Raw genomic sequence first — 25534 nt, forward strand, 5'->3', positions numbered from 1 at the left:
AGAGCCTCTCTTCCCGCACAAATTCCTTTATCGGAATTCGCTTCGGTTAGAGGTCGCTGCCCACCGTTTTCGTAGACGCGGCAGCGCTTCCGTTTCCGGTTGGTTTGATTGGGGTTCGGCCGCCTCTGCCCTCCGCGTTTCCGCGGCGGTCCCGGCAACTCAGAAAACTTTACCGGGACGGGGTGCGCCGGGCAAATCGACTGTCACCCGGGCGTGTCGCCCGTGCCCCTTGGGCATCCTGTCCCGTCGTGGATCGGTCCCGCTGCCGCTCTTCCCGCTTGCCACTCGCCTCGCTGGGCGCATGCTCTCGCTTATGTCGCCATCTCGCGGACGTGACCGTGGCCGGGGCACAGCCAGCGTGCCGCAAGTCCGCGGAGGATCTCCGCCGATCGCAGCGCGGCCATGCGATCGTTCGTGAGGGCTCGCGGGAAGAGCCGGAACTGGACGCCTTCTTCCCCACCCGACGACCGAGCGGACGTGGCACGGATGGCGTCGCCAGCGAAAAGTACCTCGCCCGCAAGGAAGGCCATGTGCCCGTCAGTGTGGCCGGGCGTCGGGACGGACCTCACTCCAGGAAACACTTCCTCGGTGCCGACGATCCCCTCCACGACGCCGCGCAGCCGTGGTGCCGGTACCCGCGCCATGAGCCGGCGAGGCCACGTTCCGGGTGATCGCCTGCCTGCGAGCACCTCGGCGTCAGCGGCTCCAATCCTGACCACGGCGCCCGTCTCATCCTGGAGGCGAGGCGCCGCACCGACATGGTCGAAATCGTGGTGGGTCACGAGGATGTGGGTGACGGACGCAAGTAGGCCTGCCGCCCGCAGTTCCTCGATGATCCGCCCGGCATTCAACGCCATGCCAGGATCAATCACGGCAGTGCTCATGCCGGCGCGCACCGCGTAGGTGTTCGAGCCGAAACTGCTCTGAAGCCGGAAGACCCCCGGATACACGCTCTCCACGGGACTATGGCATCACGTCTTCGTGGTCGCCGCCAGCACCCAGCGCTGGGGGTTTCGACTCCGCTGCGCTCCGCCCAACCGCCGGATTCTGCGCTCGGCCCAACAGCCGGATTCTGCGCTCCGCCCAACCGCCGGAGACGCCGAAGGGGCGGCACCCATGCTGGGCGCCGCCCCTTCGGACGGGTTCAGTCTTCGTTCAACCAGTGTGAGCGAGCCTTACCAGGATGACTTGGTAACGCCCGGAAGCTCGCCCTTGTGCGCCATCTCGCGGAAGCGGACACGGGAGATGCCGAACTTCTGGAGCGTGCCGCGCGGGCGGCCGTCGATCTGGTCGCGGTTGCGCAGACGGACCGGCGAAGCGTTGCGAGGCAGCTTCTGCAGGCCGAGGCGCGCGGCCTCGCGGTCCTCGTCGGACGCGTTCTGGTCGACGAGCGTCTTCTTCAGCTCGGCGCGCTTAGCGGCGTAGTGCTCAACAACGGCCTTGCGCTGCTCGTTGCGGGCAATCTTGGACTTCTTGGCCATGTCTTAGCGCTCCTCTCGGAAGTCGACGTGCTTGCGGACCACCGGATCGTACTTCTTCATGACGAGACGATCGGGGTCGTTGCGGCGGTTCTTCCGGGTCACGTAGGTGTAGCCCGTACCAGCCGTGGACTTGAGCTTGATGATCGGACGAGCGTCCTTGTCCTTCTTTGCCATCAGAGCTTCACGCCCTTCGCAAGCAGCTCAGCGACGACCGAGTCGATGCCGCGGACATCGATGGTCTTGATGCCACGGGCCGACACGGTCAGCGTGACGTTGCGGCGCAGCGACGGGACCCAGTAGCGCTTCTTCTGGATGTTGGGGTCGAACCGACGCTTAGTGCGGCGGTGCGAGTGGGAAATGCTGTGACCGAACGCGGGCGACGCCCCGGTCACCTGGCAATGCGCTGCCATGTTTCGCTCCTCCAAGGTGTAGTCAAACAGTTGCAGTAAAAATGGCGGTCCGCAGATGCGTCCCCGCCACCTCGATGCACCGTTCGTTCTGCAGCTTTCCGGAGGGTGACCAGGCGGGGTGAGAACCAGCCGAAGTTCCTCGCCGCGGGCAAGACGGTGACTTCAGTGCCGAGAAGTGGACTCCACTGCTACGACAGCCTTAAATACTAGGCGCCACGCACGGTCCCCGCAAATCAGCTGGCCTGCGGCGCCACTACATGGGCGACTTCCTTGAGCCGCGGCACGATGCGCCCTGCCCAGCCACTGCCCATGATGGTACGCGCCATCTGGTCCCCGGGGTGGTCCGCGCGGTAGCCGGCCTGGACAACCGTGAGGCGGGTGCCGCCGTCGTGCGCCTCAAGCTGGAAGCTGACGGTCGTGGCCATGTCGTTCTCCGCGGACTCGTCCGCCCAGGAGATGACGAGCAGTTCGGGCTTCCTGAGCTCAAGCACTTCGCAGGCGATGACCCCCGAGAAGTGTGCGGCGGGAATGGGCTCGGTCCGGAAGTGGAACCGGTGCCCCACCGCCGGTGCGAAGTCGTTCGGCATGAGCCACTGCGCGAGGAGCTCCGGCGTGGTGAGGGCGCGCCACACGGCTTCCGGCGGCTGCGGGAGGAAATCCTCGACGCGGACTTGGGTGAGATCTGGGGTGTCAGTCATGGTGCTGTTCCTTCTCCAGTAGGGCTGCGAGGCGCGGGAGGCGGCCCCGCCAGAACTGCTCGTACGGCTCGAGCCACGTGCGGAGGAGCTCCAGCGGCTCGGCGGTGAGGGAGTAGTAGCGGTGTCGCCCCGCCTGCCGCTCGTCGACGAGGCCGACGCCGCGGAGCACCTTGAGATGCTCGGCGACGCTCGGGCGCGCCATCTCGTAGCGGTCCGCGAGCGCCTGGGCCGTCTCGGGGCCGTCGAGCAGCGCGGCCAGGAGGTCACGCCGCACCGGGTGCGCGAGCGCCGCGAACACGTGGTCGGTTGGCGTTTCCTTGGACTGGCGGGGCACCCTCCATTTTAAGTAGGAAAAATCCTACGTGTCAATCCAACTCGGGCCAGCGAGACACCCGGGGGGCTCAGGGGGAATACTTGGGAGGGCATCACAGTTGTAGCTTCAAGTAAGGGTTCGGACAGACTTCGGAAGGCACATCACAATGAGCGACATCACCATCATCGGCACCGGCAACATGGCCCGCGGCCTCGCGTCCCGCGCCCTCGCAGCGGGCAAGAGCGTCCAGCTCCTGGCCCATGAGGACAAGGCCAAGGCCGAGGCCCTCGCCTCCAAGCTCGGCGGCAGCGCGTCGGCGGGAGTGCTCGGCGATGCGATCGAGGGTTCCATCGTGATCCCGGCCGTCTACTTCGACGCCTCCAAGGCCATCGTCACCCAGTACGGCGACACCCTGGCCGGAAAGGTCTACGTGGACATCACCAACCCGGTGGACTTCTCGACCTTCGACAGCCTCGCCGTCTCGGCCGGTTCGTCCGCCGCCGAGGAGCTCCAGAAGCTCACGCCGGCCACCGTGGTCAAGGCCTTCAACACGACGTTCGCCGGCACACTCGTCTCCGGCGAGGTCTCCGGCCAGCAGCTTGACGTGCTCATCGCGGGCGACGACGAGGCCTCCGTCAAGGCCGTCTCCGACTTCGCCTCCGCCGCCGGCCTCAACGCCATCAACGTCGGCCCGCTGCGCCGCGCCCAGCAGCTCGAGCAGACCGGCTTCCTGAACATCCTGCTCTCCGCCAATGAGGCGCTTCCCGAGTACCAGTGGAACTCGGCCCTGAAGTTCCTCCCGGCGGTCTGAGCCGCACCCGCATCACCGCACCAGAGTCCGCGCCGCGGCCGATCATCGGCTGCGGCGCGGACTTTCTGTGATCTCCGGAAGATCCATGCGGCCCGGACAGCGCTATATTTGGCGTGTCGCTTGTGCATTTCTTGGGGCCAGGTATGAAATCTCCTCGGGCGTGGGGCCCATCATCATTGATCGGGGCGTCGATCGCAGGTCTTCTGCTCCTGTTGGCCTTGCTCACGCCAGCACATCTGGTCTGGGTGGCCTTCCTCTTCGCGCTCATCACGCTGACGGCCCTCTACGCGCTGATCACGGGACGCCGTTCCTGGCTCCGATTCGCCGGTCGGAAGATCGCTGCCCTCGGCGTCGCGGCGTCGGTGGTCCTGGGCTTCGCCGCGATGGGGACCGCCGCAGCAGTCACGCCCCTTCCTCACGCGCCGCCCACCGCGGGCGGATCCTTCAGCAGTGCTCCCGCGGCGCCAACGGCCAGCAGTGCCACCGCGGCGCGAACGGCCAGCAGTGCCCCCGCCGCTACGCCCCCGTCTCCTTCGGCCAAGGCCACGCCACCTCCACCTCTCTCAGCCACGCCCTCAGCCACATCGACGGCTACCTCCCCCCACGGAGGAACCGCACTCCCTGGGGCCCTGGCCCCAAGCGACGGCGCGGTTCTGCCCGACAGGCAAACCACTCCGGGGGCCATCAACCCGACCGTCACGGCCACCACTATCGGCTCGACCATCTGCGTCAAAGGATGGACAACCACGGTGCGGCCGCCGGACAGCTACACCTCCGCCCTCAAGCGCGATCAGCTCCGGGCCGGGTACACCTACAACGGCGATACCAACCCGGCTGACTACGAGGAGGACCACCTCATCCCCCTCGAGCTCGGTGGCGCGCCATCCGACACAAAGAACCTCTGGCCCGAGCCGTCGACCCTGAGCGTCGGCGGGGCCAAAGCCAAGGACGACCTCGAGGGCAAACTGCACGCGCTGGTCTGCGCTGGCCGGCTTGATCTGCAGACGGCGCAACAGGCAATCGCCACGAATTGGTGGACCGCCTACAAGACGTATCTCGCGCCCTCCTCGGCACCGCCCCCAGCGCCGGCAACTGGCCAAGCTCCCGCGCCGGCACCCGCTCCCGCTCCCGCACCCGCCAGCACCCCAGCAGGAGCCACGGCAAAGTGCATGGACGGGACATACTCCTCCTCAGCCACTCACAGCGGGACCTGTTCCCACCATGGCGGCGTAGCCATCTGGTACCAGTAGCGAGGGGGACGGCGCCGTGAACCGCGGCGTCAGCTGCCGCCCTCAACGAGCGCCGCAAGGCGGTCCACGGATGCCTTGAGCTTGTCCGCCGTGGTGGCTCGCGCCCGCGGCAAGCGCTGCGGATCATCCAGTTGGGTCCAGTCGTACGTGTGCCGCACGAGGGTCTGCGACTTGCTCCTCGGCTCGAGCTCCCAGCGCCACAGCTGGCCAATCGGGGGCTTGCCCTCCTCGGCCGGCATCCACGCGATGAGCCGGCCCTCCTCGAACTCGACCACATGGTTCTCGCGGACAGCGCCCTTCATCAGCGTCATGCGGAACACGTCGCCCACGGCGGTGACCCGCTGGCCCTGCGGGGCCTCGCGCAGATTGTCGTTGCCGTCCCAGCGCGGTTGGGCGGCGGGATCCGCGATGAGCTCGAAGATGGCGTCCGACGGCGCGCGGAGCTCGGACTCATAGCTCACCACACGTGTTTCAGGAGAATCAGTCATTCTGCCAGTCAAGCATTCCAACGGTCACGGTGCGGACATTGACCACTCATTGGGATATGACCCCTCAACGTCGGGGGGCGCCAGGTCGCGTGACTTAAGGTTGGCCCATGAGCACCGCGGCGGCGCCGTTCGTCCTCCTGCACGGCTGGGCCTGCCCCACCGCGACGTGGCGACCGGTCGCGGAATGCCTTGCCGCCCTGGACCACCGCGTTGAGGTTCCTCCCCTGCTGGGCTACGGCGACGGCCAGACGATCCAGGAGGAGCGTGCGTGGACGCTTGAAGCCGCGGCGCACGACGCCGCACGCGTCCTCGAGCGGCTCGACGCACCGGCCGTCGTGGCTGGACACTCACTCGGCGGGTCCGTGGCCGCGGCCCTCGCGGCCGTGCGACCCGACCTCGTGGCCGCGGTCGCCTTCGTCGGCATGGTCCCCGTGGCACCGAGCGAGGTCACGGCTGGGCGCCTGAGGCGCATGTTCCTCGACGCCGACGGCCCGCCCTCGCCCGGTGACGTCGAGGCGTGCCTTGAGGCGTGGTACCGCGACCGCCCCGCGGATCCGAGGACGGTCGCCGAGCTGGAGGCGGCGTTCCGCGTTCCCCAGCCTGTGTTCCGCGGCTCCCTCCGGGCCGCGCTGACCGGGGTTCCGCGCGAGGTGACGGAGAAGATCGCCGTACCGGTCGGCGTCGTGCTCGGTGGAGGCGACCGTACCCGGCCGCCCGAGGAGGTCGAGCGGCTTCTCGCGGACCACCCAGAGTGGATGCGCACGGTCGTGGAGGAGTCGGGACACATGGTGCAGTGGGAGGCGCCAGACGAGTGCGCCGCCGCGCTCATCGCCCTCGCGGGGGCCGTGCCCGCGGGACCTTAGGCCCCTACCAGCGAGTAGGTACCCGGAGTACCATGAAAAGACAGCTGAAGGGTTACCGGCCCGCGGCGGCCCTTGGACGCGAGGGGAACCGCCATGAGCACCGACATCGACCCGACCGCAGTCTCGACTACACCCCCGACCTCGACACCATCCCCCTCGGCGCCGCCCGCCTCGCCCGAAGCCGGCTGGGAGAAGTCACGCGCGGTCGCTGAGGCAAGCCGGCAGACCGAGTGGGAGCGGCCGAGCTTCGCCAAGGCCCTCTTCCTCGGGGACTTCCAGTGGGACCTCATCCACCCCTTGCCGGAGACCGACCAGCACGCGGCCGAGCGCGGTGAGGCGTTCCTGATCCGGCTCCGTCAGCTGACGGAGACGATGGACGGCCAGCGCATCGAGGCCGAGGACCGGATCCCGGACGAGTACCTCCGCGCGCTCGCCGACATCGGCACGTTCGGAATGAAGATCCCTACGGAGTACGGCGGCCTCGGGCTCCCACTCGCACACTACGGCCGGGCGCTCATGCTGCTCGGCTCGGTGCACCCCTCAATCGGCGCGCTCCTCTCTGCACACCAATCGATCGGCGTCCCCGAGCCCGTGAAGATGTTTGGCTCCGCCGAGCAGAAGAAGGCCTTCCTCCCCCGCTGTGCCGCGGGCGCGATCACCGCGTTCCTCCTTACCGAGCCCGATGTCGGCTCCGATCCGGCCCGGCTCACCACCACGGCCCGGCTGTCCGAGGACGGTTCCAGCTACATCCTCGACGGGTCGAAGCTGTGGACCACGAACGGCGTCATCGCCGAGCTCGTGGTCATCATGGCCAAGGTCCTCCCCCACGAGGCCATGGGCGAGGTGCCCGCGGGCAAGGGCGGGATCACGGCGTTCGTGGTCGAGATGGACAGCCCAGGCATCACGGTGGAGAACCGCAACTCGTTCATGGGGCTCAAGGGCCTTGAGAACGGCGTGACCAGATTCGACGCCGTCCGTGTCCCCGCCGAGAACAGGGTCGGGCGCGAGGGCCAAGGGCTCAAGATCGCCCTCACCACGCTCAACACGGGCCGGCTCTCGATCCCGGCGCTCTGCGCGGGCGGCGGCAAGTGGTCGCTCAAGATCGCCCGCGAATGGTCCGCCGCCCGCGTCCAGTGGGGGCATCCGGTCGGCGAGCACGAGGCCGTGGCGAGCAAGATCGCGTTCATCGCGGCGACGGCCTTCGCCCTCGAGTCCGTCTTCGAGGTGTACGCGGCTACCGCAGAGGCCGGGATGAAGGACGTGCGCATCGAGGCGGCCCTCGCCAAGCTGTGGACCTCCGAGATGGCGTACACAGTGGCGGACGAGCTCCTGCAGATCCGCGGCGGCCGCGGCTACGAGACCGCCGATTCGCTGCGGGCCCGGGGGGAGCGGGCCGTTCCCGTGGAGCAGCTCGTGCGGGACCTGCGGATCAACCGCATCTTCGAGGGGTCCACGGAGATCATGCGGCTGCTGATCGCCCGCGAGGCGGTGGACGCACACCTCGCCGCCGCCGGAGACCTGGCCCGGGCGGACGCGACGCTGGCCGAGAAGGCGCGCGCGGCGAGGGATGCCTCCGGCTTCTACGCCAAGTGGCTCCCCAGCCTCCTCGCAGGCGAGGGCAACGACCCCCGCGCGTACCGCGAGTTCGGCACCCTCGCGAAGCACCTGCGCTACATCGAGCGGACGTCCCGGCGCCTGGCGCGCCACATGTTCGGGGGCATGGGCCGCTGGCAGGCGGGGCTCGAGCGCCGGCAGATGTTCCTTGGCCGGAGCGTTGACATCGGCGCGGAGCTCTTCGCCATGGCCGCCGCCTGCTCCTGGTCCGAGCACCTCCGGAACGTCGGCGCCGACGGGGCGGACACCGCCCGCGACCTCGCCGAGGCGTTCTGCGAGCAGTCCCGCCGTCGCATCGAGGCGCTCTTCAACGCGCTCTGGGACAACACGGACGACGCCGACCGGCGCCTCGCGCGCCGCGTCCTCGACAAGGAGTTCACGTGGCTCGAGGAGGGCGTGCTCGACCCGTCCGAGGGAACGGGGCCGTGGATCGCGCCGCGCCCGGAGGGGCGGAGCACGCAACCGAACCTCCACCGCGACCTGCGGTAGCCGTGAAAGCGCGCAGGCAGGGCGCCCGGCTCAGCGGTCGAGGGTGACCGTTCGCAGGTCGAGGCGGCGCAGCACGCGGTCGACGAGCTCCGGGTCGTTGCCGGGCTCGTTGCGCGCGGCAAGCATCTCTCGGCGTGCCGCGTCCAGGGCATCACGCTGCGCGCGGTCCATCACCGCGAGCACGGCTTGGACTCTGCGCATCTTCTCGGGGTCCTCCGCGTAGTCGGACTCGAGGATGGTGTGCAGCGAGGACATGCGGCGGGCCAGTGCCCTGCGGCGCCCTTCCGGGAGCTTCTGCGCGGCTGGCGAGGAGCGGAGGGCCTCGAGCGCCACGTGCTCGGCCCGACGCGCCAAGGCACGCTGGGCGCGTTCCTCTGCTCCATGGTCGTCGGGCAGGTCGAGTACACGGATGAGCCATGGAAGGGTCAGACCCGGCAGCACGAGGGTGGCCACGAGGACCGACACCGCCGCCGCCACCACGAAGTTCCGCCCCGGAGTGGGCGAGCCGTCCGCGAGCGTGCTCGGAAGGGCGAGCGCCAGGGCCAGCGTGGCCAGGCCGCGCATCCCGCACCACGTCAGGACCACGACCTCCTTGAGCGAGGCAGGGGTCTTCTCGCGGCGCTCGGTGCCGCCGATCGTGTACATGGCGTACATCCAGGCGAAGCGCACGGCGATGACCGTGGCACAGATGGCCGCGATTCCGGGGACGAACGTGAGCAGATTGGCGCCCTCGGCGTCGACCACGGAGCGCATCTCGATCCCCACCAGCCCGAACGCGACCCCCGTGGTGAGGAGCTCGAGCACCTCCCAGAAGGCCTGCCTTGTGAGGCGCTCCCCGGAATCCTGCGGACGGGCACGGCGCCCGAGCTCGACAGCGGTGACCACCACGGCGACAACTCCCGAGCAGTGGACCACCTCGGCCAGAAGGTACACAGCGTAGGGCGCCACCAGCGTCGCCGCACTCCGAGCCACCAGGTTGGGCACGAACTGGTTGAGCGCGCCAACCAGCCACGCCATCGCGAACCCGAGCAGCACCGCGCCTGCCGCGCCGACGAGGAAGCGCGGAGCGACGTCCCAGCCGATCTGGCCGTGGTTGACGGTCGCCGTCACGGCCGTCTGGAAGATCACGATCGCCATGGCGTCGTTGAACAGGCCCTCGGTCTGGAGCACGGTCATGAGCCGCCGGCGCATCTTCACCTTGCCCGCGATCGCCTCTACCGCGACCGGGTCCGGCGGCGCCACCACCGCGCCCAGGGCGATCGCGAGCGGCAGCCCGATCACCGGCACAAGCCACCATGTCACTGCGGCGACGGCGGCGACTGTCGCGACGATGAGCAGGACCGCCAGGAGCACAAGGGACCGCCAGCGAAGCCGGAACACGCTCCAGCTCGAGCGCTGCGCGGCAGCGAAGAGGAGCGGCGGCAGGAAGAGCGGCAGGATGAGGTCCGGTTCGATGTGGACGGTGGGCACGAACGGCAGCGAGGCCGCGAGCCCGGAGAACACGAGCATGAGGATCGGATAGGGCAGGCGGATGCGCTCCCCGACACCCACGATGAGCACCGTCCCGAACAGCAGGCCGACCACCAGCAGCAGAAAATCCATGTGTGCACCCCTACGTCAGGAGCATTTTTTCATGGCGAGGGGCGGCAGCCCCACGCTGGCGCCGCCGCCCCCTTCCGCGCTGGGGTCCCGCCACGCCTCAGGTGAGCGTGGCGGACGACGGCGAGTGGCCGCCGTCGTGCGCCGAGCCCACTTCACCGCGGGGACCGTCTTCCGTCATCACCCATTCGAAGGCACGCGCACGGGAGCGGGCCCCCTGGGCGGTACGTGAGCGGTTCGGTTCCTCGAGGTCATGCAGGAGCGACTCCGACATGCGGACGAGGTCGGCGAGGACCTCCGGCGTGAACCAGCCCGGTCGGGTGGCGAACAGAATGTCCTCGCTCGAGGTGTTCCCGCTCGCCCCGGGCGCGAACGGACACCCGCCGAGGCCACCGAGCGCACCGTCGACCATCGCCGCACCGGCCTGGATCGCGGCGAGGGTGTTGGCAACTCCGAGGCCCCACGTGTCGTGGCCGTGGAAGACGATCTCCCGCTGGGGAGATTCCTCCCTCACCCGCGAGATCAGGCCGGACACCTGGGCGGGGATCGCCTGACCGAGGGTGTCGCAGATGACGATGCCCTGGGCACCTTCGGTGCGGGGGTCGTTCGCAATCGCCAGAACCCGTTCCTCAGGCACCGGGCCGTCGAAAGGGCACGTGAAGGACGTGGCGATGCACAACTCAATCTGGGCGCCGGCCTGCTGCGCGAGCGCGACCGCGGCGGGCATGGCCTCGAGGCTCGCCTCCGTGGTGCAAGGGTGAGAGCGACGGTCACGCGGGCGCGTGGCCGGCGTCGTGCGCGGGGACGACCCGGCGCGCGGCCCTCCGATTCACGAACGGGTAGACCACGAGCAGGAGCGCGAGGGCGCCGAGGCTGAGCCAGACTTGAGGAGCGGCGTCGGGATCGAAGGCCATGAGCACGACGATGAGCGCCACCGCACCAAGGACAATGGCGTTGAGCCACGGGTGCAGCCACATCTTCAGGGTCAGCCCGGCCCGCTCGGCTGCGCTCATGCGGTTGCGGAGGCGCCACTGGGTGACCGCGACGAGCGTAGACGAACAGCGCCACGCAGCCGGCGGAGTTCATGATGAAGTCGAAGACGTCCTTGGGCGCAACGTAGTTCGCCGCGATCGCCAGGTAGCCCACCACGGTCGAGAGCAGGATGACCTTCCACGGCACACCCGCGCGGTTGCGGTCCTCGACCCAGCGCGGGGCGTAGCCGTGCCTGGACAGGGCGAACAGCATGCGCGAGCCCGAGTAGAGCCCCGAGTTGAGCACGGAGAGGGCTGCGGTGAGCACTACGGCGTTCATGATCTGCTCGGCGCCCGGGAGCCCGAAGCGGCCGAATGCGAAAGCGAAGGGGCTGACCTTGGCCGGCAGCTCGTCCCACGGGACGACCATGAGCAGGATCGCGACCGAACCGACGTAGAAGAGGAGGATGCGCCAGACCACGGTATTCGTGGCCTTCGCGACGCCCTTGGCGGGCTGGTCCGATTCAGCAGCGGCCATCGTGACGATCTCGGTGCCGAAGTAGCTGAAGATCACGACGGCGACCCCGTTGAACACGGCGGCCCAGCCGTGGGGCATGAACCCGTGGTCGGTGATGTTGGAGATAGACCCGGTGGAGCCGGGGATGATGCCCAGGACGTAGAGGGTGCCGACGCCGAGGAACACGACGATCGTGGTGACCTTGATCGAGGCCAGCCAGAACTCCGTCTCGCCGAACGAGCGCAGACTCATGAGGTTCGTGAACGTGAACACGAGCATGCCGCCGAGCGCGAATGTCCAGTCGGGAACAGTGGGGAACCACTCGTGGAAGATCCGGCCGACCACGACGGCCTCGAAGGCGACGACGCCGACCCAGAAGTACCAGTAGAGCCACCCGATCGTGAATCCGGCCCAATTGCCGAGGCCGTCCCGGGCGTACTCCATGAAGGAACCGACCACCGGCCGGTTCGTGGACATCTCCCCCAGCATGCGCATCACGAGGACGACGAGGGCTCCCCCGATCGCGTACGAGAGCAGCGCGGCGGGGCCCACGCTGCGGATCACCGAGCCCGAGCCCACGAACAGGCTCGCGCCGATGATGCCGCCGAGGGCGATCATGGTCAGATGCCGAGGCCGTAGCTGTCCGCGGGGGCCGGACTCCGTTGTCCGGGCCTCGGGGACTGCGTCGTCTCGGGTGGGCGCTGCGAGGTTGTCTGGTGCCTGCATGCGGATCTCCGTTCCATCCGGGGCGATCGGCGTGGTGCCGATCACAAGTGCCCCGTCAGGATGCGGGATCCAGGTCACATGATGCGATGGATGATCCGCACCGGAAAGCCTTCGTATCCGGTACGGATCATCCCTCGACTACGCCTTGCCCAGCCACACCGACGCCGCCACCACGAGGGCGGCCGTGCCGTTGGTGAGCGTCGGCTGGATCACTGGCGCAAACATCGGAGAGTGGTTCGCCGGGATCGAGCTGACCGTGCCCGCGGCCTCAGCGTCGGCGTACGTCGTGGGATCGGTGCCACCCACGCCCCAGTAGGTGTACGGCGTGCCCAACGCGGTCGGGACGTCGCTGAAGTCCTCGCTCGCGGTCTGACGGCCGTAGTCCTGGACGGCGCCGGCGGGGAAGTAGTCCTCGAAGGCAGCCGTGACCTTCGCGGTGACATCCGCGCTGTTGTCGGTGAGCGGATAGCTGTTGTACACCTCGAACTCGGGCTCCTTGGGCGAGCCCGACGCCGCCGACTCGGCCTTCGCGATCCGTTCGATCGCGGCCAGGATCTGGTCCCGGATGGCCTTACTGTAAGTGCGGATATTGAGCTCGAGGACGGCGTGGTCGTCGATGATGTTGCTCTTGGCGCCCACGGCAATCTTCCCCACCGTGAGCACGGCGAACTCGCCGGGCTGGATCTCGCGGGCCACGACCCCCTGGAGCCGCACCACGACCATCGAGGCGAGCACTGCCGGGTCGATCGAGAGGTGCGGCATGGAGCCGTGGCTCCCGCGCCCGTACAGCGTGATGCGGATGCTGTCGGCCATGGACAGGAACGGGCCCTCGTGGGTGCCGACGGTCCCGGCGGGATGCACGAGAACGTGCTGCGCGAGCGCGACGTCAGGCTTCGGGATGACGCCGGCGAGACCGTCGCTGACCATCACTTTCGCCCCGTCGCCGAGCTCCTCGGCCGGCTGGAACAGTGCTATGAGCGTGCCGGACCATGCGTCACGCTGCTCCGCGAACAGCTTGGCCGCGCCGAGCAGGCTGCTGACATGGAAGTCATGGCCACACGCGTGCATGACGGGCGTCTGGTTGCCTGAGGCGTCCGTCGAAACGGCGGTGCTCGCGTACTCGAGGCCGGTCGCCTCCTTCACGGGCAGCGCGTCCATGTCGGCGCGGACCAGCACCGTGGGGCCGCTGCCGTTCGCGAGGACGCCGATGACGCCGGTGCCGCCCACCTTCGTCTGGACGTCGTATCCGAACTCCGTGAGCTGGTCCGCGACGATGCCCGCGGTGCGCTCCTCCTGATGGCTCAGCTCTGGATGCCGGTGGAAATCCTTGTAGAGGTCTTCCTGCCATCCTCGGATGGCATCCTGGTCGGACAGGATGCTGCGGGCCGATTCGGTGGAGGTCATGCCGTACTCCTTCGGTGATCCATTCAGTGATCCGAGCCTAGGCGCGTGAGCCTACTTCGCGGTGCCTGCGCTTTCCTTGCTCTTGGGGACAGTAACCATAATCGAGATGATCGCGGTGACGACCATGAGCAGGTTGAAGACGAGCGCGACAACGGCCGCCTGCCGGAGGTCCATGTTGTCCGTGCGGCCCTGATTGGTCAGGACGTCGCCCACGAACTGGACGCCCGTGGTCCCGAGCGCCGTGAAGATGGCGAGCGAGATCGCCGCACCGATGGCGCTGCCCAGGGAGGACGCCATCTTGTAGATGCCCGACCCCGATCCGGCCTTGTCTGCGGGAAGGTTCGCCAGCGCGGCGTCGGTCGAGGGGGTCGCGTAGAACGCGAGGCCGAGCCCGAAGAGCGCATAGGCCACCACCGCCCACCACTGGTACTGGACGAGCAGGAGGTTGGTAGGCATGAGCAGGATGACCGCAAGGCCTACGATCCCGGTGCCCCAGATCATGGGCTGGCGCGGCCCGAACCGCTGGAGCAGCTTCTCGCCGACGCGGATGAACGCGATGATGGTGACCGCATACCCCAAGGTGAGCAGGCCGGCGTCGGACGCCTTCATGCCGCCCGCGAGCTGCAGGAGCTGCTGGGTGACCAGCAGCATGCCGATGTTGCCGTTGAGGAGGAAGTTGGAGAGTGTCGCCCCCGTGAACGTGCGGTTCTTGAAGAGGGCGAGGTCGATGAACGGGTTCGCGGTCCGCCGCTCGATCCGCAGCAGGACTGCTATCCCGACGACAGCGATGACAAGGAGACCGATCGTGATCGGGCTGCCCCAGCCGATCTTCGACCCGAAGATGAGCACGATCATGAGGGCGAGGATCGCGCCGACGAACACGAGGACGCCCGGGAGATCGAACTTCCGCGGCCCAGCCTGCACGACCTTGCTCTCCGGTGTGCCCCACATAAGCACGATCGAAAACGCAGAGACGACAATCGCGGCGATGAAGATCCAGCGCCAGCCGGCGAACGTGGCGATGTAGCCGCCGAGGATCGAGGCGAACCCGGACCCGCCCCATGAGCCGATGGACCACATCGACACGGCGCGCTGCCTCCCCGGGCCGTCCCAGTAGGTCTTCACGAGCGCCATGGTTGCGGGCATGATGCATGCGGCAGACAGGCCCTGGATGGCGCGGCCGGTAAGCATGAGTGAGAGAGCAGCGGGGCCGGTGGCGAGCACGATCAGCAACGCGCCGAGGATGCCGAGCGCATTGCCGATGATGCTGATCCGCACGCGCCCCACGCGGTCCGCGAGACCGCCCGCGATCACGATGAACATGCCGGAGAACAGTGCGGTGATCGAGACGGCCAAGTTCATCGCGTCAGCCGAGACGAGTGGGTTGGCCCACACCTTCTTGGCGGGGTCGGAGTAGGCCCCGTTGATCTCGTTGAGCACGTTCGGCGCGACGGTACCCATGGAACCGGCGAACAGCCAGAACGTGAGGACGCCGAGCACGATGCCCAGAAGGAGCTTGTCGTTGCCTCGGAACGTTGTGGGGGCGGGGGCAGCAGCTGTACTTGCCATGACCATTCCTCAAAGGAGAAAACTAGCATCGGTTATGTCTATATATCTATGATGCGCCTGTCTTGCTGTCGAAACGTTCAGTTTTTGCGCCTAGTTGTGTCTACTTCGACACATTGGCTCATCCCACTAGGTTCGGAGTGCGAGCCAGAGGTGCGCCGCCACGTCGGGATCGTCGAGGTCGACGCCCAAAAGTTCTGCGGACCGCGCGATGCGGTGCCGCACTGAGTTCCGGTGCACTCCGAGATCACGGGCGGTGGCCTCCCACTGGCCGCGGTTCTTGAGGTACGCGCGCACGGTGGGCAGGATTTCGCCACCGGCGTCTGCGAGCGCTGCGGCCCACTCATCGGCCGGAAGCTCAAGCCCATGCCCCACCCGGACCACCCTGCCTGATGGCGCCTGCCCTGCGGCGTCGGCCACTTGCCCCGCAATCTCGCGGACGCGGCGCAGCGGAACCGGCCCGCCCCACGCCCCGCGCACACCAGGGGCCAGCCGGGGTCTGGAGGTGTCAGCGGGCAGGAGCATGTAGACGCGGCCGCCGAGCTCGAAGCCAAGCGGTCCCTCCGCGGTGGCACCCGACGGCTGAGGGGCAGCCGCCGATTCAACGAGGACCGCGAGGTAGACGGTCTCGGGGAGCGCCCAGCCGAGCTGTCCCGCGAGGAGGCGCGCGGCGTCGTCGTGCCCGGCGAGCACAAGGGCCACGAGCATGCCCCCGCTCCGGGCCCGCTCCTCCTCGGCCCGGCGCAGGCCAGCTGCGCGGTTCGCGAGGAGCGTCGAGGCCGTGAGGAACAGGTGCCGCTCGGCAGGAGCCAGCTGGCCGCCGCGCCCCAGGGCGAGGTACGCGACGGGTCCGGCCCCGTCCGACACCGGGTAGAGGGCCGCAGGTCCGGACGCGAGCTGCACCGTGGCCGTCGCGCCGCGGCCACCGGCCCGCAGCGCCGCAGCCTCACCGAGCAGCTCGGCCACGAGCCCCGCGGGGACGCCCCGACCGTCTGCGGGGCCGCCTGCCGCGCCGGGTCCCGCGCACGACGGCGCGGCGCCGCCTTCCGGGAGGTATGCCACCCAGGTGCCGAGAGCGTGGGCGAGCTCGCGCACGATGGCGGGCTCAGCGTCGTCCTTCGCAGCGGCGCGGGTGAGCGCGACCTGGAGGCCGAGCAGCGCGGTCAGCTCGGCCGCTCCCCCGCGTCGCACGAGTTCCCAGTAGGCGCGGGACACGGCGAGGAACGGCGATTCGCGTGGGACGGTCAGCAGCGGAAGGCCCGCATCGACGCAGGCCGCCCGGAGCTCGTCCGGAACCATGCTGTGGCCCGAGCCGAGACCGAGTCCGAGCGCCGCGACACGTCCCTCGACGAGCCTCTGCACATAGGAGCGGGCGCCCTCCGCGCGCGTCTGGGCGTCGGTTCCCGTGAGCTGCATCCCCACCGTGAGGAGCAGTTCACCGCCGTCGAGAAACACCGTGGGGTCCTCGAGCTCGGAAACGTGCACGCCCGTGAGCTCGACGCGCGGGAGCGGCACCGGCCAGTAGGGGACCAGGTCCCCGTGAGCGGCGTCCGCAAGCTGGGCGAGCGTGATCACGGCTGGCCCCCGCTCGGAGCGTGCATCGGTTGTGCATTGGGTCCCATCAGGCCCCATTATGGGCCAGATCATCCAAGGACGGGAGAGTCCAGTGGCCCCTACTGTGGTCTCAACCACACAGATCCCACCGCTCTGGAGGACCCATGACCGCCGCGACTGACACCGCCGTCCTCGCCCCTACCGACCCTGCCGGGGTGCCCCGACGAGCCCGGCTCCTGAGGACCGAGCTGCCCGGGCCGCGCTCGCGCGAGCTCGAGTCCGAGCGCCGGCGCCACGTCACCGACGGCTTTGGCGTGACCCTGCCGGTGTTCATCGACCGGGTCGAGGGCTCCCTGCTCGTGGACGTGGACGGCAACCGCATCATCGACTTCGCCTCCGGCATCGCCGTGACCAGCGTCGGCGCCGCGAACCCACGAGTGGCCGAGCGCGCTGCTGCCCAGCTGAGCCGGTTCACGCACACGTGCTTCATGGTCACCGAGTACTCCTCCTTCGTCGAGGTGTGCCGCTGGCTCAACGAGCACACGCCGGGGGACTTCGAGAAGCGCACTGCACTCTTCTCCACCGGCGCGGAAGCCGTCGAGAACGCGGTCAAGATTGCCCGCTCCGCAACGCGCCGGCCCAATGTCCTCGTGTTCGACGAGGCGTACCACGGCCGGACGCAGCTCACCATGGCCATGACCGCCAAGGAAAACCCCTACAGCCTCAACTTCGGCCCGCTGCCCGGCTCGGTGTTCCGGGGCCCGACGGCGCCCGCACACCTCGCGCCAGCCTCGGACACGGGGGCCTTGGTCGCCTCCGCCCTGGCAGGTGTCGAGGCGGTCCTCGCCGAGGCCGGTGCCGAGACCTTCGCGGCCATGGTCATCGAGCCGATCCAGGGCGAGGGCGGCTTCGTGGTCCACGCGCCCGGGTTCCTCGCGGGGCTGCGCGAGATCGCGACCCGCCACGGGATCGTGCTCGTGATCGACGAGATCCAGGCCGGCATGGGCCGCACGGGCACGCTGTTCGCCTCCGAGCAGGACGGCGTGGCCGGGGACATCACCCTCTCCGCCAAGGCCCTCGGCGCCGGGCTCCCGCTCTCTGCCGTCACTGGCCGCGCCGAGCTCATGAACGCCGTGCACGCGGGCGGCCTCGGCGGCACGTACGCCGGCAACCCCGTGGCCTGCGAGGCCGCGCTCGCCGTCTTCGAACTCCTCGAGGACGGCTCGCTCCTCGCCGGTGCCCGCTCGATCGAGAAGGCGGTGCGGGACCGCTTCGAGCCGCTCCTGGCGCATGACGCCGCAGGGCTGGCTTCCGCCGGCATCGTCTCCGTCCGCGGGCGCGGCGCGATGATGGCCATCGAGTTCGGCGACGCGTCCGGGCCGCGCGGTGACGTTGCGAAGGCCGCTGCCGCCGCCGCGAACGCCGCCGGCGTCCTGACCCTCACGTGCGGCACCCACGGCAACGTGATCCGCCTCCTGCCGCCGCTCGGCATCGAGCCCGAGGTCCTCGACGAGGGGCTCGCGGTGCTTGAGGCGGCGATCAGCGGGGCCCTCGCATGACCACCACAGGGACCGCACCCCTCGAGGGCGTCCTGGTCGCGGACTTCTCCCGCGTGCTCGCGGGGCCGCTCGCAACCATGACTCTCGCGGACCTCGGGGCGCGGGTGGTCAAGGTCGAGCGGCCCGGCAGCGGGGACGACACCCGGCACTGGGGGCCACCGTTCTCGGCGACGGGAGCCACGTACTTCGAGGGCGTGAACCGGAACAAGGAGTCCGTGGAGCTGGACCTGACCGATCCCGAGGGCCTGGCCCTCGCGCGGGAGCTCGCCCTGCGGACCGACGTGCTCGTGGAGAACTTCAGGCCTGGCGGCCTCGAGCGGCTGGGGCTCGGCTACGACGCCCTCGCCGCGCATCATCCCGGACTCGTGTACGCATCGATCTCGGGATTCGGCTCCGCTGGCGGGCGTGACCTGCCGGGGTACGACTTCATCGTCCAAGCCCTCGGCGGCCTCATGTCCATCACCGGCGCCCCGGACGGGGAGCCGGGTGCGGGGCCGATGAAGGCCGGTGTGGCCCTCGTGGACGTGCTCACGGCCAAGGACGCGACGATCGGGATCCTCGCCGCGCTCGCCGAACGGGCCCGTACCGGCCGCGGTCGGCGGGTCGAGGTGAACCTGCTCTCCTCGCTGCAGGGGTCGCTCGCGAACCAGGCCCAGGCGTACCTCGGCGCCGGGGTGGCGCCGAAGCGGATGGGCAACGACCACCCCTCGATCGTGCCGTACCAGCTGCTCGAGACCGCCGATGCACCCCTGGCCGTGGCCGCGGGGAACGACGGGCAGTTCGCCCGGCTCTGCGAGGCCATCGGGTCTCCCGAGCTCGCCGTGGATCCCCGGTTCGCGACGAACAAGGCCCGGGTCGCGCATCGTGGTGCGCTGGTACCGCTGCTCGAGGCGGGCCTCGCCACGGCCTCCGCCGAGGTCTGGCAGGACAAGCTCACCGCGCTGGGCATCCCGTGCGGGCGCGTGGCCGGGATCGGGGAGGGCATCGACTACGCCGAGTCCCTCGGCCTCGAGCCCACCGTCGAGGTCCACGACCGCACCGGCGCCGTGGTGGGCCGGCAGGTCCGCCACCCCATCACCTGGACCCCGCCCCTCCCGCCCCGCGCCCAAGCCCCGCCCGCGCTGGGAGCCGACACGGCCGACGTCGTCCGCTGGCTCCGCGCCTGACCCCTCAACGCAGGGACATGACCCCTCAACGCCATCTTGATGAAAGGATCCGCCGATGACTGCCACCGCTAGCCTTGCGGACATGGACGCCGCTGTCTCTGACCCCGCAGACTTGATCTCCTTCGACTCGCTCCTGTCCCCCGAGGAGCTTGCCCTCCGCGACCGCGTGCGCGCGTTCGTGAAGGCCGAGATCAAGCCGAACATCGCCCGCTGGTACGAACAGGCGACCTTCCCGCTGGACATCGTCCCCGAGATGGCCAAGCTGGGCCTGCTGGGCATGCACCTGAAGGGCTACGGCTGCGCGGGCCGCTCCGCGGTCGAGTACGGGCTCGCCGGGGCCGAGCTCGAGGCCGGGCGACTCCGGCCTGCGCACCTTCGTCTCCGTCCAGGGGTCCCTCGCCATGTCCGCGATCCACAAGCACGGCTCCGAGGAGCAGAAAACCGAGTGGCTGCCGCAGATGGCCGCGGGAGAGGCGATCGGCTGCTTCGGCCTCACCGAGCCCACCGCCGGCTCCGACCCGGGCGCCATGACCACGTACGCCCGCCGCGACGGCTCCGGGGCGACCGCGGACTGGGTGATCACGGGCACCAAGCGCTGGATCGGCCTGGCCAACGTCGCCAAGGTCGCCGTCATCTGGGCCATGACGGACGACGGCGTGCGCGGCTTCGTCGTCCCCACCGCGACCCCCGGCTACACCGCCACCCCGATCGAGCCCAAGCTATCCATGCGCGCCTCGATCCAGTGCGAGATCGAGCTCGACGAGGTCCGCGTCCCCGCGAGCGCGGCCCTGGACGTGATCGGCCTCAAGGGCCCGTTCTCGTGCCTGAACGAGGCCCGCTACGGCATCATCTGGGGTTCCATGGGCGCCGCCCGCGACGCGTTCGAGGACGCCCTGGCCTACTCCAAGGAGCGCCTCCAGTTCGGCAGGCCGCTCGCCGGCTACCAGCTCACCCAGGCCAAGCTCGTGGACATGGCCCTCGAGATCAACAAGGGCTTCCTCCTGGCCCTGCAGCTGGGCCGCCTCAAGGACGCCGGCACCCTGGTGCACCACCAGATCTCCGTGGGCAAGCTCAACAACTGCCGCGAGGCCATCGAGATTGCCCGCGAGGCCCGCAGCATCCTCGGCGGCAACGGCATCACGCTGGACTACTCGCCCCTGCGCCACGCCAACAACCTCGAGTCCGTGCGCACCTACGAGGGCACCGACGAGGTCCACACCCTCATCCTCGGCCAGAAGCTCACCGGCGAGGCGGCGTTCCGGTGACGGCGGGAACTGCGACGGCGCACGACGACGCCCCGGTCGCCCCGGGCACGGGCCGTCCCGTCCCGCTGCGCCTCCTGATCGGCGGCGAGTGGGTGGCGGGCGGCGGCGCTCCGCTTACCTCCCGCAACGCTGCCCACCCCGAGCAGGTGGTGGCGGAGGGCGCCCAAGCCGTGCCAGCCGACATCGACCGTGCCATGAGCACCGCCCGCGCCGCTCAGCGCGAGTGGGGCCGGACGCCGATCCACGAGCGCGGCGCGGTGCTCGCCCGAGCCGCGGCCGTCCTCGAGGCGCGTGCCGACCGACACGGGCTCGAGCTGGCCCGCGAGGAGGGCAAGACCCTAGGGGAAGGCCGCGGCGAGGTGCTGCGTGCGGCGCAGATCCTGCGCTACTACGGCGGCGAGGGCGACCGCGTGGCCGGGGAGCACTTCACCTCCCCGCGCCGCGGCGAGCAGATCCTCGTCACGCGCAAGCCGCTGGGCGTCGTCGGCATCGTCACGCCGTTCAACTTCCCCATCGCGATCCCGGCCTGGAAGATCGCGCCCGCGCTCGTGTACGGGAACGCGGTGGTGTGGAAGCCGGCGTCGACCGTGCCGCTGCTCGCGATGCGGTTCGCGGAGGCGCTGACAGAGGCCGGACTGCCGGCCGGGGTGCTCAACCTCCTCATCGGGCCGGGCGCCCTCGGTACGGAACTCGTGCGGCACCCGGATCTCGACGGGCTCTCCTTCACCGGGTCGACCGGCGTGGGCCGCACTCTCGCCGGCGAGGCCGCCTCGCGCGGGGTGCCGTTCCAGGGCGAGATGGGCGGGAAGAACGCAGCCATCGTCCTCGCGGACGCCGATCTGGACCTCGCCGCCGAGCAGGTCCTGTTCGGGGCGTTCCGCTCCACGGGGCAGAAGTGCACCGCGACGTCGCGGCTCGTGGTGGCCGAGGAGGTCGCGGACGAGTTCCTCGCCAAGCTCGCCGCACGCCTCGACGGCTGGCGCGTGGGCGATCCCAGCGAGCCGGAGACGCACATGGGCCCGCTCGTGACAGAGTCGGCCGCGGCGGGGGTGCGCGACGCCGTCGCCACTGCCGAGAACGAGGGCGCCCGCGTGCTGTACCGGGGCCAGGTCCCCGAGGGCGGGGCGTTCGTCCCGGCAACGGTCCTCGAGGTCGACGCCGAGAGCCTCGTATGGCGCGAGGAGCTGTTCGGACCGGTGCTCGCGGTGCACCGTGCGGCCTCTATGGAGGAGGCCTTCGAGCTGGCGGAGGACTCCGAGTTCGGGCTCTCCGCGGCCCTGTTCACGCGGGACATCGCGACAGCGCTGGATGCCGTGGACGCGCTCGACGTCGGCATCCTGCACGTCAACTCGGAGTCGGCAGGAGCGGATCCGCACGTCCCGTTCGGCGGCGCGAAGAAGTCCGGCTACGGGCCCAAGGAGCAGGGCGCCGCCGCCAAGGAGTTCTTCACCCACACCACCACCGTGTACCTGCGGGGGTGAGCCGCGCGTGCGCCGTCGTCCTCCGAACTGCTTCAGGCGGCCTCTGGCCGCCGCAGCCGGAGGACGACGGCGCGCCCAGCCAGCCCGATCGCGAACATCACCACGCCCGCCACGACGGACTGCCAGGGGAGCGCGCCGACCAGCACGAGGCACCCGAGCGCACCGAGGACGTTGAGCGGGCGGGGCCAGCGCCTGTCTAAGGCAGGCTGTGTGAAGGCGGATGCGTTGGCCACGGCGTAGTACATGAGCACCCCGAACGACGAGAACCCGATGACCCCGCGCAGGTCCGTGGCCAGCACGAGCACGCTCACCACGACGGCGAGCGCCAATTCCGCGTGATGCGGCACCCTGTGCACAGGATGCACGGCGGCGAGCCACCGGGGAAGGTCACGTTCACGGGCCATGGCCAGGCTTGTCCGGCCGATCCCGGCGATGAGGGCCAGCAGCGCCCCGAGGCTCGCGACGGCCGCGCCTAGACGTACTACTGGGCCTAGCCCGTCGAGCCCAACGGCACGGGCGGCGTCCGCGAGCGGAGCCTGCGATCCGGCTAGGACCGCCGGACCTGCGGCCGCGAGCGCCGTCACCCCCACCGCCGCATACACCACCACGGCGATGCCCAGGGCGAGCGGGATGGCTCGTGGGATCGTGGTGCGGGGATGGCGGACCTCCTCGCCCATCGTCGCAATGCGTGCGTATCCCGCAAACGCGAAGAAGAGGAGCCCGGCGGCCTGCAGGACGCCGTACGCGGTGGCCGGGCCGCCCGCGGACTGATCACCCGCGATGCTGTCGAGGCTCGCGTGCCCGCTGGCCCACAACCCCACGACGAGCACGGCGAGCGCCGCGAGCGTGATGGCCACCAGGATGCGGGTGAGCTGTGCCGTACGGGTGACGCCGCGGTAGTTGAGGGCTGCGAGGGCGAGGACGGCCGCCACGGCGACGAGCCTCTGCAGCCAGCCGGCCCCGGGCACCTCAGCGGGCACCGCATAGCTCGCGAACGTCAGAGCCATCGCCGCGCAGGAGGCGGTCTTGCCCATCACAAAGCCCCACCCGGCGGTGAACCCCCACCACGGGCCGAGCCGCTCGCGCCCGTACACGTAGGTGCCGCCGGAGACGGGGTAGACGGCGGCCAGCTGTGCGGACGCCACGGCGTTGCAGTAGGCCACTACGGCGGCCAGGGCGAGCCCGAGCAGCAGCCACCCTCCAGCGGCGCGGGCAGCGGGTCCGAACGCCGCGAACACGCCCGCGCCGACCATGGAGCCCACGCCGATCACGACGGCGTCGGCGAGCCCGAGGCGCCGGGCGAGCTGGGGATCAGTCACGGTGCATGTATATCAATCCGCGGTGACAGCGGTGCGCGCCTCCTCAGGCTCTCGCCGCAACGCGTCGCTCTACCGCGAGACCGGAATCACCAGTCCCCGTGACCACCGCACCCCAAGCGGCCCCGGTGGACTGATCCCCACGAATCCGCGAACCGCCCGACCCTCGGACTCCTCGTCCGGGCCCCGGGGCCGCCGCTAGGTGCCCCGCAGCTGTGTGAGCACGGCTGGGTCGGCACCAACCGAGGCGAGCCGCGCCTCGATCGCCTTCAGCGCACGCCCATAGGGCGCGTTCGAGTCCAGGAGCAGCGAGCGGTTGTTCGCCTCGTTGAACACCGCGTCGATCTCGAAGGCGAGCTGCGCGGCGTCGTCCAAACCGGGCAGCTCGCCAAGATCCATCGCCGTCTGGACCGCATGGGCGAGGTAGGAGTCCCAGTCCCGGAGGGCATCGGCGAGCGCGTCGCGAACCGGCCCTGGCTGTGCGTCGAACTCAACAGCGGTGGTCTGGAAGAAGCAGCCGCCAGCGAATACTCGACTCCGTGAGTAGTCGAGCCAGAGGCGCACGACGGCGCACAGTCGCCTGAGCCCGCGGGGCTCGCCATGGGCGGGGGTGAGAATGCGCTCCACGAAGATCCCGCGCGCCGCAACGACCGTTGCGAGCTGCAGCGCCTCCTTCGTCCCGAACAGGGCGCCGACGCCGCTCTTGCTAGCCCCGACGGCCGTCGCCAGCCGCCCGATCGACAGGCCCTCGAGGCCCTCGACCGAGGCTAAGTTGATCGCCTCGGCGAGGACCGCTCGGCGCGACTGCTCGCCGCGCGCCTTGCGCCCGTCCACGTGGACCGTGCCTTTAACCGTTGTCACCGTCAGCCTCCCCGCCCATCGCCGGATCCTGCTCTTGACCATCCGTACTTAAAGAGTACGATCGGCCGTACAGAAATAAATTAGCACGACCGTCCATATAGTTTTCGTGTCGGTGCAGTTTTCAACCCGGGAGGGTGTTATGTCCGCTCAAGCCGCCGCCGGAACAGCAGCAAGCCCAGCGACCGGCCGCAGACTCCCTACGGTCCGGGAAGCAGCGCTCGGGGCGGCCTTGGGCGCGATCCGCCAACTCCCGCCGAGGGCCGCGGCCGCAGCGGCCCTGCCGTTCTTCATGAGGGTCGGCCCCCGTCGCATAGTCCAAACCGAGGAGGAGCACACCCACCTCATCTCCCAACGGTCCCGGATACGGGTGCCGGGGCTGCAGGGCAAAGGGGGGGAGGCCGTCGCGTACGCGTGGGGCTCGGGCGACCGGCCCGTGCTCCTCGTCCACGGTTGGGCCGGCCGCGCTTCGCAATTCGCGCCGCTCGTACGGGAGCTGCGCTATGCCGGGGTGGCCGCAGTCGCCTTTGACGCACCGGCTCACGGCGACGCGCCCGGTCGCGGCACGTACATCCTCGACTTCATCGGAGCCATGGCGGAGCTCGAACGGAGGCACGGCCCGTTCCGCGCCGTCGTCGCCCACTCCTTCGGTTCCCTCGCCGCCCTCGTAGCCATCTCGGAGGGGCTGGTGGCCGATCGCGCCGTCACTGTCTCCGGGATGGGCGACGCCGACCATCTGGTCGCGTCCTTCGCCACTGCCGCTGGCTTGGGGCCGACCGCGGCGGCCGCCCTCCGCGAGCGCTTCGCCCGGCGGATCTTCCCGCTCGAACCCGACGTTTACGGGCGGTTCTCCGCGGTGCGGCATCCTCTCCCCGAGTCTGTTCCGCTGCTCGTCGTGCACGACGTCGCCGATCGCCGCGTGCCCTCCACCGAAGCCGGTCGGCTTGTCGCCGCCAACGCCGGCCACGCCTCACAGCTCTCGACCCGCGGCCTCGGCCATCAGCGGATTCTGGCCGACGAGCGCGTGCTCACGGAGATCACGCAGTTCGTCGCGGCCTAGTGCCCGCCGATGTTGAAGCTCATCGCATGTTGAAGCTCATCGCGCGCCCTCGCGCCGGGTGCTGCGGCGCTGCGC

20 protein-coding genes and 4 pseudogenes are annotated in these 25534 nt (G+C 69.8%); 9 read left to right on the forward strand and 15 right to left on the reverse strand.

What is annotated here, in order from left to right; translation table 11 throughout:
- Positions 1-311: 311 nt before the first annotated feature.
- From LF262_RS07515 to LF262_RS07540, 6 genes are all read right to left on the reverse strand, one after another.
- Positions 312-959, reverse strand: a complete 648-nt coding sequence (locus tag LF262_RS07515) for an MBL fold metallo-hydrolase (protein ID WP_308190507.1) — start codon at positions 957-959, stop codon at positions 312-314.
- Positions 960-1175: 216 nt separating this feature from the next.
- Positions 1176-1481 (reverse strand): 30S ribosomal protein S14, encoded by a 306-nt coding sequence (gene rpsN / locus LF262_RS07520; protein WP_235779686.1) that lies wholly within the window; start codon positions 1479-1481, stop codon positions 1176-1178.
- 3 nt (positions 1482-1484) lie between these two features.
- Positions 1485-1655, reverse strand: a complete 171-nt coding sequence (gene rpmG, locus LF262_RS07525; RefSeq protein ID WP_043122011.1) for a 50S ribosomal protein L33 — start codon at positions 1653-1655, stop codon at positions 1485-1487.
- Positions 1655-1891 carry a 50S ribosomal protein L28 gene (gene rpmB / locus LF262_RS07530; RefSeq protein WP_208710540.1) on the reverse strand — a complete coding sequence of 79 codons (237 nt, stop codon included), beginning with the start codon at positions 1889-1891 and terminating at the stop codon, positions 1655-1657. The genes rpmG and rpmB overlap by 1 nt, the downstream gene beginning before the upstream one ends.
- A gap of 233 nt (positions 1892-2124) precedes the next feature.
- Positions 2125-2589, reverse strand: coding sequence for an SRPBCC family protein (locus LF262_RS07535; protein WP_235779687.1), 465 nt, complete (start codon positions 2587-2589; stop codon positions 2125-2127).
- Positions 2582-2923, reverse strand: coding sequence for an ArsR/SmtB family transcription factor (locus tag LF262_RS07540; protein WP_235779688.1), 342 nt, complete (start codon positions 2921-2923; stop codon positions 2582-2584). The genes LF262_RS07535 and LF262_RS07540 overlap by 8 nt, the downstream gene beginning before the upstream one ends.
- Positions 2924-3068: 145 nt before the next feature.
- Here LF262_RS07540 and LF262_RS07545 point away from each other — a divergent pair, with 145 nt between their 5' ends.
- Together LF262_RS07545 and LF262_RS07550 are read left to right on the forward strand one after the other, a co-directional pair.
- Positions 3069-3713 carry an NADPH-dependent F420 reductase gene (locus tag LF262_RS07545; protein WP_235779689.1) on the forward strand — a complete coding sequence of 215 codons (645 nt, stop codon included), beginning with the start codon at positions 3069-3071 and terminating at the stop codon, positions 3711-3713.
- Between the two features lie 218 nt (positions 3714-3931).
- Positions 3932-4963 (forward strand): DUF3761 domain-containing protein, encoded by a 1032-nt coding sequence (locus LF262_RS07550; RefSeq protein WP_235779690.1) that lies wholly within the window; start codon positions 3932-3934, stop codon positions 4961-4963.
- Positions 4964-4992: 29 nt separating this feature from the next.
- Here the strand turns inward: LF262_RS07550 and LF262_RS07555 are convergent, their stop codons facing one another.
- Positions 4993-5451, reverse strand: a complete 459-nt coding sequence (locus LF262_RS07555) for an SRPBCC family protein (RefSeq protein WP_235779691.1) — start codon at positions 5449-5451, stop codon at positions 4993-4995.
- Between the two features lie 107 nt (positions 5452-5558).
- On the opposite strand from LF262_RS07555, the gene LF262_RS07560 reads away from it, so the two are divergent.
- The gene (locus LF262_RS07560; RefSeq protein WP_235779692.1) at positions 5559-6314 is read left to right on the forward strand and encodes an alpha/beta fold hydrolase; all 756 of its coding nucleotides are present in this window, start codon (positions 5559-5561) and stop codon (positions 6312-6314) included.
- A 93-nt stretch (positions 6315-6407) separates the two neighbouring features.
- Positions 6408-8417 carry an acyl-CoA dehydrogenase family protein gene (locus LF262_RS07565; protein ID WP_235779693.1) on the forward strand — a complete coding sequence of 670 codons (2010 nt, stop codon included), beginning with the start codon at positions 6408-6410 and terminating at the stop codon, positions 8415-8417.
- Between the two features lie 30 nt (positions 8418-8447).
- Here LF262_RS07565 and LF262_RS07570 read toward each other — a convergent pair whose 3' ends face one another.
- From LF262_RS07570 to LF262_RS07595, 6 genes and pseudogenes are all read right to left on the reverse strand, one after another.
- Complete coding sequence (locus LF262_RS07570) at positions 8448-10019, reverse strand: cation:proton antiporter (protein WP_235779694.1); 1572 nt, start codon at positions 10017-10019, stop codon at positions 8448-8450.
- A gap of 97 nt (positions 10020-10116) precedes the next feature.
- Positions 10117-10767, reverse strand: a pseudogene (locus tag LF262_RS07575) (hydroxymethylglutaryl-CoA lyase-like TIM-barrel protein); the annotation flags it as partial.
- A 356-nt stretch (positions 10768-11123) separates the two neighbouring features.
- Positions 11124-12230, reverse strand: a pseudogene (locus LF262_RS07580) (amino acid permease); the annotation flags it as partial.
- 138 nt (positions 12231-12368) lie between these two features.
- Positions 12369-13634, reverse strand: a complete 1266-nt coding sequence (locus tag LF262_RS07585; RefSeq protein WP_235779695.1) for an amidohydrolase — start codon at positions 13632-13634, stop codon at positions 12369-12371.
- A gap of 51 nt (positions 13635-13685) precedes the next feature.
- Entirely contained in the window at positions 13686-15203 is a 1518-nt protein-coding gene (locus tag LF262_RS07590; RefSeq protein WP_235779696.1) for an MFS transporter, read from the reverse strand.
- A gap of 126 nt (positions 15204-15329) precedes the next feature.
- Entirely contained in the window at positions 15330-16775 is a 1446-nt protein-coding gene (locus LF262_RS07595) for a PucR family transcriptional regulator (protein WP_235779697.1), read from the reverse strand.
- A gap of 143 nt (positions 16776-16918) precedes the next feature.
- Here LF262_RS07595 and LF262_RS07600 point away from each other — a divergent pair, with 143 nt between their 5' ends.
- From LF262_RS07600 to LF262_RS07615, 4 genes and pseudogenes are all read left to right on the forward strand, one after another.
- Entirely contained in the window at positions 16919-18313 is a 1395-nt protein-coding gene (locus LF262_RS07600) for an aminotransferase class III-fold pyridoxal phosphate-dependent enzyme (protein ID WP_235779698.1), read from the forward strand.
- Positions 18310-19479 (forward strand): CaiB/BaiF CoA transferase family protein, encoded by a 1170-nt coding sequence (locus LF262_RS07605; RefSeq protein ID WP_235779699.1) that lies wholly within the window; start codon positions 18310-18312, stop codon positions 19477-19479. The genes LF262_RS07600 and LF262_RS07605 overlap by 4 nt, the downstream gene beginning before the upstream one ends.
- Before the next feature lie 55 nt (positions 19480-19534).
- Positions 19535-20744 (forward strand): annotated as a pseudogene (locus LF262_RS07610) (acyl-CoA dehydrogenase family protein).
- 110 nt (positions 20745-20854) lie between these two features.
- Positions 20855-22225 (forward strand): annotated as a pseudogene (locus tag LF262_RS07615) (aldehyde dehydrogenase family protein); the annotation flags it as partial.
- Between the two features lie 32 nt (positions 22226-22257).
- Here LF262_RS07615 and LF262_RS07620 read toward each other — a convergent pair.
- Together LF262_RS07620 and LF262_RS07625 are read right to left on the reverse strand one after the other, a co-directional pair.
- Positions 22258-23478 (reverse strand): APC family permease, encoded by a 1221-nt coding sequence (locus LF262_RS07620; RefSeq protein ID WP_372462756.1) that lies wholly within the window; start codon positions 23476-23478, stop codon positions 22258-22260.
- Positions 23479-23739: 261 nt separating this feature from the next.
- On the reverse strand, positions 23740-24402 hold the full coding sequence (locus LF262_RS07625) for a TetR/AcrR family transcriptional regulator (RefSeq protein ID WP_235779702.1): 663 nt from the start codon (positions 24400-24402) through the stop codon (positions 23740-23742).
- A 139-nt stretch (positions 24403-24541) separates the two neighbouring features.
- Here LF262_RS07625 and LF262_RS07630 point away from each other — a divergent pair, with 139 nt between their 5' ends.
- Positions 24542-25459 (forward strand): alpha/beta hydrolase, encoded by a 918-nt coding sequence (locus LF262_RS07630; RefSeq protein WP_235779703.1) that lies wholly within the window; start codon positions 24542-24544, stop codon positions 25457-25459.
- The last annotated feature ends 75 nt before the right edge of the window (positions 25460-25534 follow it).

The organism is Sinomonas notoginsengisoli (assembly GCF_021554725.1).
Taxonomy (GTDB): domain Bacteria; phylum Actinomycetota; class Actinomycetes; order Actinomycetales; family Micrococcaceae; genus Sinomonas; species Sinomonas notoginsengisoli.